Source organism: Streptomyces sp. NPDC104106 (assembly GCF_055584345.1).
This window is the reverse complement of record NZ_JBVJMF010000016.1, coordinates 43,375-58,182: the sequence shown is the minus strand read 5'-3', so window position 1 is coordinate 58,182 and position 14,808 is coordinate 43,375. Positions and strand designations below refer to the sequence as shown.

Annotated in this window: 15 protein-coding genes; 12 read left to right on the top strand and 3 right to left on the bottom strand. The window is 72.5% G+C overall.

Annotated elements, in window-relative coordinates; translation table 11 throughout:
* Positions 1–55 precede the first annotated feature (55 nt).
* The 6 genes from ACZ60X_RS31275 (at position 56) to ACZ60X_RS31250 (ending at position 5,506) form a co-directional block, all read left to right on the top strand.
* Entirely contained in the window at positions 56–433 is a 378-nt protein-coding gene (locus tag ACZ60X_RS31275; RefSeq protein ID WP_469605906.1) for an STAS domain-containing protein, read from the top strand.
* 263 nt (positions 434–696) lie between these two features.
* On the top strand, positions 697–1,314 hold the full coding sequence (locus ACZ60X_RS31270; RefSeq protein ID WP_469605581.1) for an ATP-binding protein: 618 nt from the start codon (positions 697–699) through the stop codon (positions 1,312–1,314).
* A gap of 145 nt (positions 1,315–1,459) precedes the next feature.
* A complete protein-coding gene (locus ACZ60X_RS31265) occupies positions 1,460–2,185 on the top strand; it encodes an LPXTG cell wall anchor domain-containing protein (protein WP_469605579.1) in 726 nt (241 codons plus the stop codon).
* Positions 2,149–3,123, top strand: a complete 975-nt coding sequence (locus tag ACZ60X_RS31260; RefSeq protein ID WP_469605577.1) for a COG1470 family protein — start codon at positions 2,149–2,151, stop codon at positions 3,121–3,123. The genes ACZ60X_RS31265 and ACZ60X_RS31260 overlap by 37 nt, the downstream gene beginning before the upstream one ends.
* Positions 3,120–4,217 (top strand): hypothetical protein, encoded by a 1,098-nt coding sequence (locus ACZ60X_RS31255; RefSeq protein ID WP_469605574.1) that lies wholly within the window; start codon positions 3,120–3,122, stop codon positions 4,215–4,217. The genes ACZ60X_RS31260 and ACZ60X_RS31255 overlap by 4 nt, the downstream gene beginning before the upstream one ends.
* Positions 4,214–5,506 (top strand): hypothetical protein, encoded by a 1,293-nt coding sequence (locus ACZ60X_RS31250; RefSeq protein WP_469605571.1) that lies wholly within the window; start codon positions 4,214–4,216, stop codon positions 5,504–5,506. Before ACZ60X_RS31255 ends, ACZ60X_RS31250 begins: the two co-directional genes overlap by 4 nt.
* Before the next feature lie 67 nt (positions 5,507–5,573).
* Here ACZ60X_RS31250 and ACZ60X_RS31245 read toward each other — a convergent pair whose 3' ends face one another.
* Positions 5,574–7,079, bottom strand: a complete 1,506-nt coding sequence (locus tag ACZ60X_RS31245) for a peptide MFS transporter (RefSeq protein WP_469605569.1) — start codon at positions 7,077–7,079, stop codon at positions 5,574–5,576.
* 531 nt (positions 7,080–7,610) lie between these two features.
* On the opposite strand from ACZ60X_RS31245, the gene ACZ60X_RS31240 reads away from it, so the two are divergent.
* Together ACZ60X_RS31240 and ACZ60X_RS31235 are read left to right on the top strand one after the other, a co-directional pair.
* Complete coding sequence (locus tag ACZ60X_RS31240; protein WP_020940464.1) at positions 7,611–8,288, top strand: response regulator transcription factor; 678 nt, start codon at positions 7,611–7,613, stop codon at positions 8,286–8,288.
* A 42-nt stretch (positions 8,289–8,330) separates the two neighbouring features.
* Positions 8,331–9,605, top strand: coding sequence for an ATP-binding protein (locus ACZ60X_RS31235; RefSeq protein ID WP_469605565.1), 1,275 nt, complete (start codon positions 8,331–8,333; stop codon positions 9,603–9,605).
* Positions 9,606–9,669: 64 nt separating this feature from the next.
* On the opposite strand, the gene ACZ60X_RS31230 is transcribed toward ACZ60X_RS31235, so the two are convergent.
* Entirely contained in the window at positions 9,670–10,179 is a 510-nt protein-coding gene (locus ACZ60X_RS31230) for a GtrA family protein (RefSeq protein ID WP_469605562.1), read from the bottom strand.
* Positions 10,180–10,361: 182 nt separating this feature from the next.
* On the opposite strand from ACZ60X_RS31230, the gene ACZ60X_RS31225 reads away from it, so the two are divergent.
* From ACZ60X_RS31225 to ACZ60X_RS31215, 3 genes are read left to right on the top strand one after another with little or no spacing between them, the layout of a single operon-like run.
* Positions 10,362–11,501, top strand: a complete 1,140-nt coding sequence (locus ACZ60X_RS31225) for a 5-(carboxyamino)imidazole ribonucleotide synthase (protein WP_469605560.1) — start codon at positions 10,362–10,364, stop codon at positions 11,499–11,501.
* Entirely contained in the window at positions 11,498–12,019 is a 522-nt protein-coding gene (gene purE / locus ACZ60X_RS31220; protein ID WP_469605558.1) for a 5-(carboxyamino)imidazole ribonucleotide mutase, read from the top strand. Before ACZ60X_RS31225 ends, purE begins: the two co-directional genes overlap by 4 nt.
* Positions 12,020–12,025: 6 nt before the next feature.
* Positions 12,026–13,231, top strand: a complete 1,206-nt coding sequence (locus tag ACZ60X_RS31215; protein WP_469605555.1) for a dipeptidase — start codon at positions 12,026–12,028, stop codon at positions 13,229–13,231.
* Here ACZ60X_RS31215 and ACZ60X_RS31210 read toward each other — a convergent pair.
* Complete coding sequence (locus tag ACZ60X_RS31210; RefSeq protein ID WP_469605552.1) at positions 13,153–14,301, bottom strand: alkene reductase; 1,149 nt, start codon at positions 14,299–14,301, stop codon at positions 13,153–13,155. The two genes, ACZ60X_RS31215 and ACZ60X_RS31210, sit on opposite strands and share 79 nt — an antisense overlap.
* Before the next feature lie 61 nt (positions 14,302–14,362).
* Between ACZ60X_RS31210 and ACZ60X_RS31205 the strand changes: the two genes are divergently transcribed.
* Complete coding sequence (locus ACZ60X_RS31205) at positions 14,363–14,722, top strand: MerR family transcriptional regulator (RefSeq protein ID WP_469605549.1); 360 nt, start codon at positions 14,363–14,365, stop codon at positions 14,720–14,722.
* Positions 14,723–14,808: the final 86 nt, after the last annotated feature.

Here is a 14,808-nt window from a genome sequence, read left to right as displayed (position 1 = left end):
GGAAGGCGTAATGTTCGAGGGCATCAGCCGCCACGACCTCGGGAGAGAGAACGGCATGGACCACGGGATGGTCGGCAGCGCGCAGTCTGGCCGGCTTCTGGTGGAGGTGCGGGAAGAGGGCACCAGCGCCGTCGTACAGCCGGCGGGTGAGCTCGACCACCACACCGCCGATCTGCTGCGGGAGCCCCTCGACGACCTCCTGGACAAGGGCTTCTCGCGCCTCGTCGTGGACTGCACGCGCCTGGAGTTCTGCGACTCCACGGGTCTGAACGTCCTGCTCGGCGCCCGGCTGAAGGCGGAGGCCGCCGGTGGCGGGGTCCACCTGGCCGGGATGCAGCCGGTCGTGGCACGCGTGTTCGAGATCACGGGGGCCGAGGCGGTCTTCACCGTGCACGACTCCGTGGCGGCGGCGCTGGCGCCGGGCGCCGACTGAGTCCGCCCCTCCGCCGCCGAGCGCTCTGCCCGCCCCGCCTCTCCGCCCTGCCCCCGCGCCCTGCGTGGCGGAGTGACGCGAGCCGTCCCAGGCACTCCTTCCGGAGGAAATGGGGGGTGTTCCGCCGGATCGGCCGGGCAGGAGAGGGCAGGAGGAGGCGGGAGTGGGCAGAAGTAAGCAGGAGTGGGCAGGTGACGGCCGGTGGGAGCCGACCGGCGCCGGCCTTGAGACATGAACTGGTGGATCGGTGAGGTGAAGCGCTGATGAGCACCACCCGGCCTTGCTCGCCGGGCGACCGCGGCCCGGAGCCCAGCGGCGCTTCCGGGGCGTCCGAGGAGGGTGCGCCGAGCACGGGCGCACCCGTGACGGCGGCCTCGTCGGCCGCGGACGCACCCGCGGCCTCGCCGGCCGCGGACGTGCCCGCGGGCGCGGGGGCCGCCGTGCCCGCCGACGCCGCGCAGGGCCCCGGGGGCCGGCGCGTCCGCAGGCTGACCCTGGAGGGGGAGAGCGGCGTCGTCCCGCTCGCCCGCGACTTCACGCGCCAGGCGCTGTACGCCTGGGGCTGGCTGCCCGCCGCCACCGCCGACCAGCGGGCCGCCGCCGAGGACGTGCTGCTCGTCGTCTCGGAACTGGTCACCAACGCCTGCCTGCACGCCGAGGGCCCCGACGAACTCGTCCTCGCCTGCGACAGAAAGGTGATCCGGCTGGAGGTCTCCGACCGCGGCACCGGCCAGCCCGCTCCGCGCACCCCGCACCGGTCCGGGCGTCCGGGCGGCCACGGGATGTTCATCGTGCAGCGGCTGTGTCTGGACTGGGGGGTCCTGCGCAGTCCCGGCCGGACGGGCAAGACGGTGTGGGCGGAGCTGGGCAACCCGCTGTGAGGCCCGGCCGGGCGCCGCAGGGCCGCCGCCGCGACAGGCGCTGACGGTCACCAATCCTCCCCCGCACCTTCTCTTCCTTCCTCACGCGCCCCGGCGTACCTTGACGGCCCATCTGATGAACCGTCAGGAATGGGGTGGACCGATCGTGTCGTACCCGAAGCGAACCGCCGCGCTCGCGTCCGCCGCGGCCCTGGCCGGCTCGGCGCTGCTGCTGGCGGCACCGGCGGCCCGCGCCGACGTCGTCGACGTCAACTACCGCTGCCAGACGCCGATCGGAGTCAAGAGCGCCGTCTCGCCGATCGACATGACCGGCGTCAGGAGCGGCGGCGGCTACAAGATCACGATGTCCTGGCAGAAGGGCGTCTCCTCCAGCCCGGTGGAGCTGGGCAAGGGCGCGATGACCCCGAGCGCCACCATCCGGCTGGGCGGCGCCGACAGCGGCACGCTCCCGGTCAGCGGCCCCCCGAACGCGGCCGCGATCCCCGCCGACACTCCCATCAAGATCAGTGACTTGAGCGGGACCTACGTCCCGAAGAAGACCGGCAAGGTCACCTTCACACCGGGCACGCTCACCATCAAGGCGCTCGGTACGACGACGACCTGCACGCCGACGAACAACCCCGGACCGGGCCTGACACTGGACGTCACGGCGGCCGGCGGAGCGACCGGATCGTCCTCCGGCGGCTCCTCCTCGGGCGGGTCGTCGTCCGGCGGGGCGTCCTCGGGCGGCACCTCCGCGACCGGACAGCTCCCGCAGACCGGCCCCGAGGACTCGGCGGTCGCCCTCGGCACGCTCGGCGCCACGGTGTTCCTCACCGGAGCGGCCGGCGCGCTGTGGCTGACCCGCCGCGGGCACTCCGTACGCCGCTGACCCCGGCCGAGCCGTACGCCGCCGCCCCCTGGCCACCGCTGGAGCCGCCCATGCCGTCCGCCGCCCGCGCCCTGCCCCACATCCCGCCCGTGGCCGCCTGCTGCCTGCTGCTCGCCGTGCTGGGCGCGGCGCCCCCGGCCCTCGCCGCCCCGGACGCGGGCTGGTCCGTCGCACCCGTGGGCGGCGGCCGGCCCTCCTTCTACGCCGAGGGCCCGCCCGGCACCGTCCTGCAGGACGCGCTGTCCGTCACCAACTCCGGGCGCGCGCCCCTCGCCGTACGGCTCTCCGGCACCGGCCTGCGCACCGTCTTCGCCGAGCGGTCCCTGCGCGTACCCGCCCGCACCCGCGCCGAGGTGCCCTTCACGGTGACCGTGCCGGCCGGGGACCCGCCCGGTGTCCGCTCCGGCGCCGTCGTCGTACGGGACACGAAGGGCCGTACGGCGAGCGTGCCGGTCCGGCTCCGGGTCGGTGGTCCGGCGCTGGCCGCGCTGACCGTCGAGCACCTCGCCGTGCACGCCCGCAGCATCACGTACGACCTGGTCAACCGGGGTACGACCGTCCTCGTGCCGACACTCGCGCTGCGCGCGGACGGCATCTTCGGCCGGGTCCTGGACCGGGCACCGCGCGCCCTTGCGCTCCGGGTGCGCCCCGGCGCGCGCGTGCGGCTGACCGAGCCCTGGCCGGACCGGCCCGCGCTGGACGCCGTCGACGTACGGCTGACGGTCACGGCACCGGGCGGCGCGCACGACACGGCCACCGCGTCGGCGCGGTTCGTGCCGTGGGCGCCGCTCGCGGCGGCGGGCGGGGCGGCCCTGGCCGGGGCGGGCGCGCTGCTCGCCGCACGCCGGCGACGGGAGCGGGTGCGGACGGGCGGACCGGAGGAGGCCCTCGAACTCCCATCCCCCGGCGCCGCGTTGGCGGAAGGGGCGGCGAAGTGACCGGACGTCCGACACGGCCGCGGCGGCCGGCCGGCGCGGCGGCGCTCGCGCTGCTCCTGCTCGCCCTGGCGCTGCCCCTCGCCGCCCCGGCGCACGCGGCGGACGGCCCCGCCGTGAAGCTGTCCTCGACCCAGGCCGGCACCGGCGGCTCGGTCACCGTCAGCGGTACCGGCTGGCGGCCGCGCACGCTGCTGATGCTGCTGGTGTGCGGGCGCGCCACGCCCGCCCAGGGAGTCATCGGGGGCACCAACTCCTGCGCCAACGGCGACGGGCGGGCCGTGACCACCGACGCCCGGGGCGCCTTCGGCAAGAGCCTCCCGGTCGCCGAGCCGCCCGTGCCGTGCCCCTGTGTCGTGCACGTGGCCACCGTCACCGGCCCGCAGGCGACGGCGGACGCCGTCCTGGAGGTCGCCGGGCATCCGGTCGCCCCGCTGCCCGCCGAGCGGTCCGGCGGCCGGCTGGCGGTCCTGTCCGACACCCGGCTGACCGGTTCCAGCGGCCTGCTGACCTGGTTCGGGGCGCCGCCGAGCCGCAGCCTGGTCTTCACGATCGGCAACACGGGCACGGGCGCGATCAAGGACCCGGTGTTCCAGGTCGGCTCCGCGCACGGCGTCTTCGCCCCGCAGTGGGACGACCGGCAGTGGCAGGGCACCCTGAACCCCGGCAGGAAGGCGCAGGTCACGCTGCCCGTCGAGCTGTCGGCCGGGGCCCACGGCGACTACACGGTGTCCCTGAGGTACGACGGCAGGGTGCTCGCCGAGCAGCCCTGGGGCGTGGGCCGGCCCTGGGGCGTGACCCTGTTCTGGCTCCTGCTGTGCCTGGTCGTCCCGGCCGCGCTGTTCCGCGCCGGCATGGCCGTCGTGGACCGGGTGCGGCCCCGCGGCCCGGCCGGCGCGCACCGCGCCCGCCTCCCGCGCCTGCCCGCGCTGCCCCGCCCCGGCCGCCGCCGCGCCGCCGAACCGCCCCCCTCGACCCCGACCCTGCCGTGGTTCACCCAGGACTCCGTCCCGGGCGGCCCGGCCGGCCGGCTCTCCGCACCGCACTCCGACAGCCCGACGAGTCCGACGACTCCCACCAGGAAGGGACCCACGTGAGCATCCGAAGGAGAGGTACGGCCGCGGGCGCCGCGCTGGCGCTGTGCGGTGCGGGCGTCCTGCTGGGCTTCGCCGCGGCCCCCGCACAGGCGGCCCAGGTGTCGTTCGCCACCCACTGCGTGCCGCCCGCGGGCATCAGCCCCGTCGACGGCACCACCGAGGTCCGGATCACCGCGCCGGCCACGGCGAAGGTCGGCGACACGGTGGACATCGTGTGGAAGTTCGTCCGGGCCGCGTCGAAGAACCCGGACATCATCGACCTGCCCGCGAACTCGGTCCAGCCGTCCGGGGTGCTGAAGGCGGCCGGCGCGCAGAGCGCCGACATCGCCATGCAGGGCCCGCGGCAGAACCCCGCGATCCCCAAGGGCGGCGACATGGTGCTGTCCGACATGAAGGGCAGCCTGAAGCTCACGACGGCCGGCGAGGTGACGCTGACGCCGGACGCGTACACGGTCAACGCCATGTCCACCGACACCAGGTGCACCCCGAAGGAGAGCGTCCAGAAGGCGGCGACGATCCAGGTCACGGGCGGCGACGGCGGGGGCGGCACGCCCACCACGACACCGACGCCGACCGGGTCGGCGACCCCGACGGGATCGGCCACCCCCACGGCGTCGCCCACGTCCGGCGGCGGCAGCGGCGGCGGGCAGACCGACTTCACCGGCAAGGAGGTGCAGATCCCGTACGCCTGCAAGACCCCGATCGGCGACAAGAGCGCGACCTCGCCGGTGCAGATCGACGCCAGGAAGAACGGCGGGGACTTCGCCCTCACCGTGCGGTTCAAGAAGTCCGTGATGGACAGCCCCGTCGACATCCCCGCCAACTCCGTCAAGCCGTCCATGGAGGTGGTGCTGGGCGGCGCCGACAAGGGCACCGTGCACGTCGAGGGCCCGATGAACGCGAGCCCCGTCAAGTCCGGCGACCCGATCGAGATCCCCGATCTCACCGGCACCTACAAGCCGGGCGCGAGCGGCAGCTCGACGCTGTCCCCGGGCGTGCTGACGGTCAAGGCGCTCGGCACGACGACGACGTGCACGCCGACGCGGACCCAGGTCTCGCTCACCCTGGACACCAGTCAGCAGCCGGGCGGCTCCTCGGGCGGCACGTCGACCTCCGGCGGCACCTCGTCGGCCGGCGGCACCGGCACGGCCGGCAGCGGCTCCGGCGGCCTCGCCGACACCGGCGCGAGCGACCACGGCGCCCTGAAGGCCCTGGGCCTGGTGGCCGGCACGGCGATCCTGCTGGGCGGCGCGGTGTTCACGTTCATGCCGAGGCGCAGGGCGCGTTAGTCCCGGCCGGACGACACGAGGGCCACCGCGTCCGTCGGACGGGGTGGCCCTCGTGCTGCGGGTCACGTCAGTGGACGTCGCCCATCAGCTTGTTGACCTTCTTGCGGTACATCCACACCGCCGCGCCGGCGAGCACGGCGAGCACGGCCTCCAGGGCGACGAAGCCCTGCTTGTCGAGGTTGACGCCGCCTATCGCCGGGTTCGACACCAGCGCGGTGACCGAGTCGCCCGCGGTGACCGCGAGGAACCAGACGCCCATCATCTGGGAGGCGTACTTCTTCGGCGCCATCTTCGTCGTCACCGACAGACCCACCGGCGACAGCGTCAGCTCACCGATGGTCTGCACGAAGTAGATCGCGACGATCCACAGCGCGGCCGCCTTGTGACCGCCGTCGGCGATCGCCAGCGGGGCGAGGAAGACGAAGAAGGACACACCGATCAGCACCAGACCGGAGGCGAACTTCACGATCGTGCTCGGCTCCTTGCCGCGCCGGTTCAGCCACAGCCACAGCCAGGCGAAGACCGGCGCCAGCGCCATGATCATGACCGGGTTGACCGACTGGTACCAGGAGACCGGGAAGTTCCAGCCGAGGATGGAGTTGTTGGCCGAGCCGCTCGCGAACAGCGACAGGGTCGAACCGCCCTGGTCGTAGATCATCCAGAACACGGCGGCGGCGACGAAGAACCAGATGTACGCCGACACCTTCGACTTCTCGTCCCCCGCCAGGTCCTTGTCCCGGCGGATGCGGGCGATGACCAGGATCGGCACGATCAGACCGATGATCGTGAGCGGGATCAGCGCCCAGTTCAGCGTGAAGTGACCGGTGCCGCCGACGACGCCGTAGAAGACGGCCGCGACGGCCAGCCAGATCAGGCCCTTGCGCAGGGTCGCGGCCTTCTCCGGGCCCGTCAGGGGGGTGGGGACCTCGCTGCTCTTCTCGCTCAGGTGGCGGCCGCCCAGCAGGTACTGGGCCAGGCCCAGCGCCATGCCGAGCGCGGCCAGCGCGAAGCCCAGGTGCCAGTTGACGTTCTCACCGACGGTGCCGATGACCAGCGGGGCGACGAAGGCACCCACGTTGATGCCGATGTAGAAGAGCGTGAAGCCACCGTCACGGCGCGGGTCGTCCGGGCCCTTGTAGAGGTGGCCGACCATGGTGGAGATGTTGGCCTTCAGCAGACCCGAACCGACGGCGACCAGAGCCAGGCCGACGAAGAAGCTGGCGGCGACGGGCAGGGCCAGGCACAGGTGGCCGAGCATGATGATCAGACCCGCGACGGCGACCGTCTTACGGGGGCCGAGCACGCGGTCGGCGAACCAGCCGCCGGGCAGGGCGAGCAGGTACACGAGCGACACGTACACCGAGTAGATGGCGGTCGCCGTGCCCGCGCTCAGGTGGAGGCCACCCGGGGCCACCAGGTACAGCGGGAGCAGGGCCCTCATGCCGTAGTAGGAGAAACGCTCCCACATCTCGGTCATGAAAAGAGTGGCCAGGCCGCGGGGGTGGCCGAAGAAGGTCTTCTCGGAACCGGGGGTGCCCGGACGGACCGAGTCCTTCGTCAGGCTGGACGCCATGGTCGTTCCTTGCTGGTCGGGGCGCGTGTTGGGGGTTCCCCCCGGCTCGGGCGAAGCCGAGAGTCGGGGAAGCTGCGCGCCCGTGGGGGTGCGGCCGGCACCGGCAGGGTCGCTCGTCCACCCCCACGCCCAGGGGGAGTCCGCCTCCGGATCACGGAAGCGGCGGACGGCGACCACCGGGATCCACGCTCCCGACGCGACGGTGCGTCCGGAGCCCGGCCAGAGGTCATTCCTTTCGAGGCTGGCCTTGGGCCAACCCGTACACAAAAGAGACCTTCAGCGTCAGATGCCCGCCAAAGGTCCCCGGATGTACTACAGGCGTTCACGTCACTGTACGGCAGGACACTGCCGGATATGGAAGGACTTGAGACGCGGATCACAGGTGTCGCGGGAACCGCAGGAACACTTTCGAAGGTCTCTCCAACGATCGCATCTGTGGACCGATGGTTCGTACCCGCAGTTCAGCAAGGTAAGAGTCCGTGGAGGCGATCACACCCCAGCAGTGCGGGCGGGCGGTCTACCATCACCTCTATGACCCGTGTACTGCTCGCCGAGGACGACGCGTCCATCTCGGAGCCGCTGGCCCGCGCCCTGCGCCGGGAAGGTTACGAGGTCGAGGTGCGCGAGGACGGACCCACCGCGCTCGACGCCGGAATGCAGGGCGGCGTCGACCTGGTCGTACTGGACCTGGGGCTGCCCGGCATGGACGGCCTGGAGGTCGCCCGCCGGCTGCGGGCCGACGGCCACACCGTGCCGATCCTCATCCTGACCGCGCGGGCCGACGAGGTGGACACCGTCGTCGGCCTGGACGCGGGCGCCGACGACTACGTCACCAAGCCCTTCCGGCTCGCCGAACTGCTCGCCCGGGTTCGGGCCCTGCTGCGCCGCGGCGCCGCCGAGCCCCAGCAGCCGCCGGCCACCCACGGCGTGCGGATCGACGTCGAGTCGCACCGCGCGTGGATGGGTGACGAGGAACTCCAGCTCACCGCGAAGGAGTTCGACCTGCTGCGGGTGCTGGTGCGCGACGCCGGCCGGGTCGTCACGCGCGACCAGCTGATGCGCGAGGTCTGGGACACCACGTGGTGGTCGTCCACCAAGACCCTCGACATGCACATCTCCTGGCTGCGCAAGAAGCTCGGCGACGACGCGGCGAACCCCCGCTACATCGCGACGGTGCGAGGCGTGGGCTTCCGCTTCGAGAAGAGCTGAGCCCCTTCGCGGGCGCCCAGCGATCAGCTCAGGTAACGGAACATGCGCCGACGTCTCATCCAGTCCACCCTCGCCGTCGTCCTCGTGGTGATCGCCGTCTTCGGCCTCTCCCTGGTGATCGTCGAGTCCCGCACGATCAGCAACAGCGCGCAGGAGCGGGTGGAGTCCGAGGCGGTGCGGCTGGCCAGCATCGTGGACAGCCGGATCCTCGCCGCGGAGAACGTCAACGCCGACGTGCTGCGCAACCCGGTCAGCAAGGACCAGTACGCGGTCATCCGCATGCCCGGACAGGCGCCGATCGAGATCGGCACCAAGCCGCAGGGCGACGTGATCCACGCCACGCAGCAGGGCGAGGAGGGCGAGACGGTCACCGTGCAGGAGCCGCGCTCCGCGGTGACCCGGGAGGTCGGCCGCACGCTGCTGATCATCGGGCTGGTCGCGCTGCTCGCCGTCGTCGCCGCCGTCCTGCTGGCCGTGCGCCAGGCCAACAAGCTCTCGGCCCCGCTGACCGACCTGGCGGAGACCGCCGAGCGCCTCGGCTCCGGCGACCCGCGCCCGCGGCACAAGAGGTACGGCGTCCCCGAGCTGGACCGGGTCGCCGATGTGCTGGACTCCTCCGCCGAGCGGATCGGGCGGATGCTGACCGCCGAGCGGCGCCTGGCCGCCGACGCCTCCCACCAACTGCGCACCCCGCTCACCGCGCTCTCGATGCGGCTGGAGGAGATCACCCTCACGGACGACCCGGACACCGTGAAGGAAGAGGCGAACGTCGCGCTCACCCAGGTCGAGCGGCTCACGGACGTGGTGGAACGCCTGCTGACGAACTCGCGCGACCCGCGCACCGGCTCCGCCGTCACCTTCGACCTGGACGAGGTCATCCAGCAGCAGCTCGCCGAGTGGCGGCCCGCCTACCGCAGCGCCGGCCGGGCCATCGTCAGCTCCGGCAAGCGGCACCTGAGGGCCGTCGGCACGCCGGGCGCGGTCGCCCAGGTGCTGGCCGCCCTGATCGAGAACTCGCTGATGCACGGTGGCGGCACGGTCGCGCTGCGCACCCGCGTCACCGGCAACCAGGCCGTGGTCGAGGTAACCGACGAGGGCCCCGGTGTCCCGGCCGACCTGGGCGCGCGCATCTTCGAGCGCACGATCAGCGGCCGCAACTCCACCGGGATCGGCCTGGCCGTCGCCCGCGACCTCGCGGAGGCCGACGGCGGCCGGCTGGAACTCCTCCAGGCCCAGCCCCCGGTCTTCGGCCTCTTCCTCTCCCGCACCCCGCCGGCCCGCAAGGCGGCGGAGGGGGGCCAGCCGACGGTCCGCTGAGCGGATACGAGAAGTGGGCCCCGTCGCCGGGGCCCACCTGTGCTGCTCGGACTGTGCGTGTGCGTTACGGAACGCGCTGCGTCTTGGGCTGCTCGGTCTCCGTCCGCGGCCTGCTGGACTCGGCCACCAGGATCGACTCCGCCTCCCGGGACGGCTCCACGCGGAAGACCCAGGTCCGGTACGACCAGAAGCGGAAGAGCGTCGCGACGCCGATGCCCACGAACTTGAAGACGTTGCTCTGCAGTGGGGTGTCCCAGCCGAAGCCGTAGGTCGCCAGGTAGAGCACGCCGTTCTCGATCACGAGGCCGATGGCGCTGAAGAACAGGAAGAGCGTCAGCTCCTTGGTGCGCCCGCTCTTCTCACGGTCCCGGTACGTCCAGTAACGGAAACCGATGTAGTTGAACGCGATGGCGACCACGGTGGCGATGATGCTCGCGCGTACCACCTGCAGGTGGGAGGCGCTGCGCACCAGGTTGAAGACGGCGAGATTGACAAAGATGCCCGCGACGCCGACGGTGCCGAACTTGGCCACCTCGCGCACGAGTCGTTGCAGCCCCGAGGAACGAGGTTCCATGGCTGGGCAGCTCCCGTCGGTAGGTTTCGTCAGCCCGCCCATGCTATCCAGGCAGACCGGTCGACGCCTGCGCTCCAGGCCACAGCCTGGAAACAGTCCGGAAAGAGGTCGGGAAGCCGGCGGTAAGAGCCCGTATGAGGGACGTGATCCGGTCACGGCCGCCCGGCCGATACGCTAGGGGTGTGACGTTCCCGGTAGTCGGCATGGTCGGCGGGGGGCAGCTCGCGCGTATGACGCACGAGGCGGGCATCCCGTTGGGCATCAGGTTCAAGCTCCTCAGTGACACCCCTCAGGATTCCGCGGCGCAGGTCGTGAACGATGTCGTCATCGGCGACTATCGCGACCTGGACACACTGCGTGACTTCGCGCGGGGGTGCGATGTGATCACCTTCGATCACGAACACGTACCCACCGAGCACCTCAGGGCTCTGGAGGCGGACGGCATCCCCGTGCGCCCGGGGCCCGACGCGCTGGTGCACGCCCAGGACAAGGGCGTGATGCGCGCGAAGCTCGACGCGATCGGCATCCCGTGCCCGCGCCACCGCATCGTCTCCGACCCGGCCGACGTCGCAGCCTTCGCGGCCGAGGGGGAGGGCTTCCCGGTCGTCCTGAAGACCGTCCGCGGCGGCTACGACGGCAAGGGCGTGTGGGTCGTGGACGGCGCCGAGGAGGCCGCGGAGCCGTTCCGCGCCGGGGTGCCGGTCCTCGCCGAGGAGAAGGTCGACTACGTCCGCGAGCTGGCCGCCAACGTCGTCCGCTCCCCGCACGGCCAGGCCGTCGCCTACCCGGTGGTCGAGTCCCGGCAGGTCAACGGCGTGTGCGACACGGTCATCGCCCCGGCCCCCGACCTCGACGAGGCCCTGGCGCTGAAGGCCGAGGAGATGGCGCTGACCATCGCCAAGGAACTCGGCGTCGTCGGACACCTCGCCGTCGAGCTGTTCCAGACCCGCGACGGCCGCATCCTGGTCAACGAGCTGGCGATGCGACCGCACAACTCCGGCCACTGGACCCAGGACGGCGCGATCACCAGCCAGTTCGCCAACCACGTCCGCGCGGTCCTCGACCTCCCGCTCGGCGACCCGCGCCCGCGCGCGAAGTGGACCGTGATGGTCAACGTCCTGGGCGGCGACTACCCGGACATGTACTCCGCCTACTTGCACTGCATGGCCCGCGACCCCAAGCTCAAGATCCACATGTACGGCAAGGACGTGAAGCCCGGCCGCAAGGTCGGTCACGTCAACACCTACGGCGACGACCTGGACGACGTGCTGGAGCGCGCCCGTCACGCTGCCGGCTACCTGAGAGGCACCATCACCGAATGAGCCCTGTTGTTGGCATCGTCATGGGGTCGGACAGCGACTGGCCCGTCATGGAGGCCGCCGCCAAGGCGCTGGACGAGTTCGAGATCGCGTACGAGGTCGACGTCGTCTCCGCGCACCGCATGCCCCGCGAGATGATCACGTACGGCGAGCAGGCCGCCGACCGCGGGCTGAAGGTGATCATCGCCGGGGCCGGGGGCGCCGCCCACCTGCCGGGCATGCTCGCCTCGGTCACCCCGCTGCCGGTCATCGGGGTGCCGGTGCCGCTGAAGTACCTGGACGGCATGGACTCGCTGCTGTCCATCGTGCAGATGCCGGCCGGCGTGCCCGTCGCCACCGTCTCCGTCGCCGGTGCCCGCAACGCCGGCCTCCTCGCGGCCCGCATCCTCGCCGCGCACGACGAGGACCTGCTGCACCGGATGCGCGACTTCCAGCAGGACCTGAACGACCAGGCCACCGAGAAGGGCAAGCGGCTGCGCGCCAAGGTCGAGGGGCCGAGCGGCTTCGGCTTCGGGAAGTAACGGCCGATGACCTCACTGGACGAAGTACGGTCCCTGCTCGCCGAGTTCCCCGTCGTCGACGGGCACAACGACCTGCCGTGGGCGCTGCGCGAACAGGTCCGCTACGACCTCGACGCCCGCGACATCGCCGTCCACCAGCACGAGCACCTGCACACCGACATCCCGCGCCTGCGCGAGGGCGGGGTCGGGGCGCAGTACTGGTCGGTGTACGTGCGCTCGGACCTGCCCGGGGCGGTGCCGGCCACGCTCGAACAGATCGACTGCGTACGGCAGTTGATCGCCCGGCACCCCGCCGACCTGCGGGCCGCGCGGACCGCCGCCGACATGGAGGCGGCGCGCGCGGAGGGCCGTATCGCCTCCCTGATGGGCGCCGAGGGCGGTCACTCGATCGACAACTCCCTCGGCACCCTGCGCGGCCTGTACGAGCTGGGCGTGCGCTACATGACGCTCACCCACAACGACAACAACGACTGGGCGGACTCGGCGACCGACGAGCCCAGGGTCGGCGGTCTGTCGGCGTTCGGCCGCGAGGTCGTCCGGGAGATGAACCGCCTCGGCATGCTGGTCGACCTCTCCCACGTGGCGGCCACGACGATGCGGGCCGCGCTGGACACCACGTCCGCGCCGGTGATCTTCTCGCACTCCTCCGCGCGGGCCGTGTGCGACCACCCCCGCAACATCCCCGACGACGTCCTGGAGCGGCTGCCCGCCAACGGCGGCATGGCGATGGTGACCTTCGTGCCGAAGTTCGTCCTCCAGGCGGCCGTCGACTGGACGCAGGCCGCCGACGAGAACATGCGCGCCCACGGGCTGCACCACCTCGACACCAGCCCGAAGGCGATGGAGATCCACCGGGCCTTCGAGGAGCGCACCCCGCGCCCCGTCGCCACGGTGTCCACGGTCGCGGACCACCTGGACCACATGCGCGAGGTGGCCGGCGTCGACCACCTCGGCATCGGCGGCGACTACGACGGCACGGCCTTCACCCCGGACGGCCTGAACGACGTCTCCGGCTACCCGAACCTCCTCGCCGAACTGCTGGACCGCGGCTGGTCCAAGGCCGATCTGGCCAAGCTGACCTGGAAGAACGCGGTGCGGGTGCTGGGTGCGGCGGAGGACGTGGCCCGGTCCCTTCAGGCGACGCGCGCGCCCTCCCACGCCACTATCGAGTCGCTGGACGGCACCGGGGACCGAGCGTCCAGGGCCGGGTAGTCGTTGTAGCCGGCGGCCCCGCCGACGTACATGAAGTACCGGTCCCGGACCGGGTTGAGGGGCGCGCCGCGGCGCAGCCGCTCGACCAGGTCCGGGTTGGCGAGGAACGGCCGGCCGAGCGCGACCAGGTCGGCGCCGGCCGCCAGCATGTCCCGGGAGGCCCGGGCGACGGCGTCGGCGGACAGGTCGGCCAGGTCCGGGTTGCCGATCAGGGTGCCGGGCCAGGCGGCGCGGATCCGCCGGTACCGCTCGTCCAGCGGGTCCGAGCGGACCAGGTGCAGATAGGCGAGGTCCAGGCCCTTCAGCCGGTCCAGGAGTGCCGTGTAGAGGCCGTCGGTGTCGTCCTCGCGGACGCCGTTGACGGTGGAGGCGGGAGAGATCCGGATGCCCACCCGGTCGGCGCCGACCGCGTCGGCCACCGCCTCGGTCACCTCCGCCGCGAACCGCACCCGCCGCCCGATCGAGCCGCCGTAGCCGTCCGTGCGGAGGTTGGTGTTGCCGGCGAGGAACTGGTGCAGCAGCATCCCGTTGGCCGAGTGCACCTCCACGCCCTCGAAGCCGGCGGCGACGGCCCGGCGCGCGGCGGCGGCGAAGTCGGCGATCGTGGCGCGGATGTCGTCCGCCGTCATCTCCCTCGGCACGGCGGCCTCCCGGTGCCCGCCGTGCGTGAAGATCGTCTCCGGCAGGGGTACGGCGGAGGGCGCCACCGGGGTCAGTCCGGTGGTCACCGGGTGGCTCACCCGGCCGCCGTGCTGGAGCTGGAGGAACATCCGCCCGCCGGCCGTCCGCACCGCGTCGGTGACCCGCCGCCAGCCCTCCTGGTGCCGGTCGGTGTGGAGCGCGGTGATGTCCGGGTACGTCTGCCCGACCGGGTTCGGCGTCGTCCCCTCGGCGATGATCAGCCCGGCGGAGGCCCGCTGGGCGTAGTGCGTGACCATCAGGTCGCCCGGGGTGCCGTCCGCCTGCGCGCGGTTGCGGGTGAGGGGGGCCATCACGAGGTGGTTGGGAAGGGCGAGCCGGCCGAGCCGGGCGGGGGCGAGGAAGTCCGTGGAGTCCGTTGTCTGCGTCATGCCGGCACGGTAGAACCTGACACTGATGTCAGATTCAAGCCCACTTGCCGGGAGGCGAACCATGCGGATCGGTGAACTGGCCCGGCGCACCGGGGTGAGCGAGCGGTCGCTGCGCTACTACGAGACCCAGGGGCTCCTCACCGCCGAGCGCACCCCCGGCGGCCACCGCGACTACCCCGAGCCGGCCGTCGACCGGGTCATCAGGATCCAGGAACTGTACGCGGCCGGGCTGCACAGCGAGAAGATCCGGCAGCTGCTGCCCTGCATGCGCGACCAGGACGGCGGCCCCTCGGCGATCGCGACCCCGAGGCTCGTGGCGGACCTCACCGCCGAGCGCGAGCGCATCGACGGTCTGATCGCCGACCTGGTGCGCTCCCGCGAGACGCTGGACGAGGTGATCCGCACAGCCCGCGACAGCTGACCGGCGTACCCCCGAACGCCCCGTTCACCAGGAAGCCCCCGTTCCCTCCGTGCGACCGTGTCGGTACGCCAGCCACATCGATCACG

What these genes read in the sequence shown, in the direction of transcription:
- ACZ60X_RS31210 (WP_469605552.1), bottom strand. Translation starts at nt 14,301, where the DNA reads ATGACGCAGACAACGGACTCCACGGACTTCCTCGCCCCCGCCCGGCTC.
- ACZ60X_RS31205 (WP_469605549.1), top strand. Translation starts at nt 14,363, where the DNA reads ATGCGGATCGGTGAACTGGCCCGGCGCACCGGGGTGAGCGAGCGGTCG.
- ACZ60X_RS31270 (WP_469605581.1), top strand. Translation starts at nt 697, where the DNA reads ATGAGCACCACCCGGCCTTGCTCGCCGGGCGACCGCGGCCCGGAGCCC.
- purE (WP_469605558.1), top strand. Translation starts at nt 11,498, where the DNA reads ATGAGCCCTGTTGTTGGCATCGTCATGGGGTCGGACAGCGACTGGCCC.
- ACZ60X_RS31235 (WP_469605565.1), top strand. Translation starts at nt 8,331, where the DNA reads ATGCGCCGACGTCTCATCCAGTCCACCCTCGCCGTCGTCCTCGTGGTG.
- ACZ60X_RS31215 (WP_469605555.1), top strand. Translation starts at nt 12,026, where the DNA reads ATGACCTCACTGGACGAAGTACGGTCCCTGCTCGCCGAGTTCCCCGTC.
- ACZ60X_RS31230 (WP_469605562.1), bottom strand. Translation starts at nt 10,179, where the DNA reads ATGGAACCTCGTTCCTCGGGGCTGCAACGACTCGTGCGCGAGGTGGCC.
- ACZ60X_RS31275 (WP_469605906.1), top strand. Translation starts at nt 56, where the DNA reads ATGGACCACGGGATGGTCGGCAGCGCGCAGTCTGGCCGGCTTCTGGTG.
- ACZ60X_RS31240 (WP_020940464.1), top strand. Translation starts at nt 7,611, where the DNA reads ATGACCCGTGTACTGCTCGCCGAGGACGACGCGTCCATCTCGGAGCCG.
- ACZ60X_RS31245 (WP_469605569.1), bottom strand. Translation starts at nt 7,079, where the DNA reads ATGGCGTCCAGCCTGACGAAGGACTCGGTCCGTCCGGGCACCCCCGGT.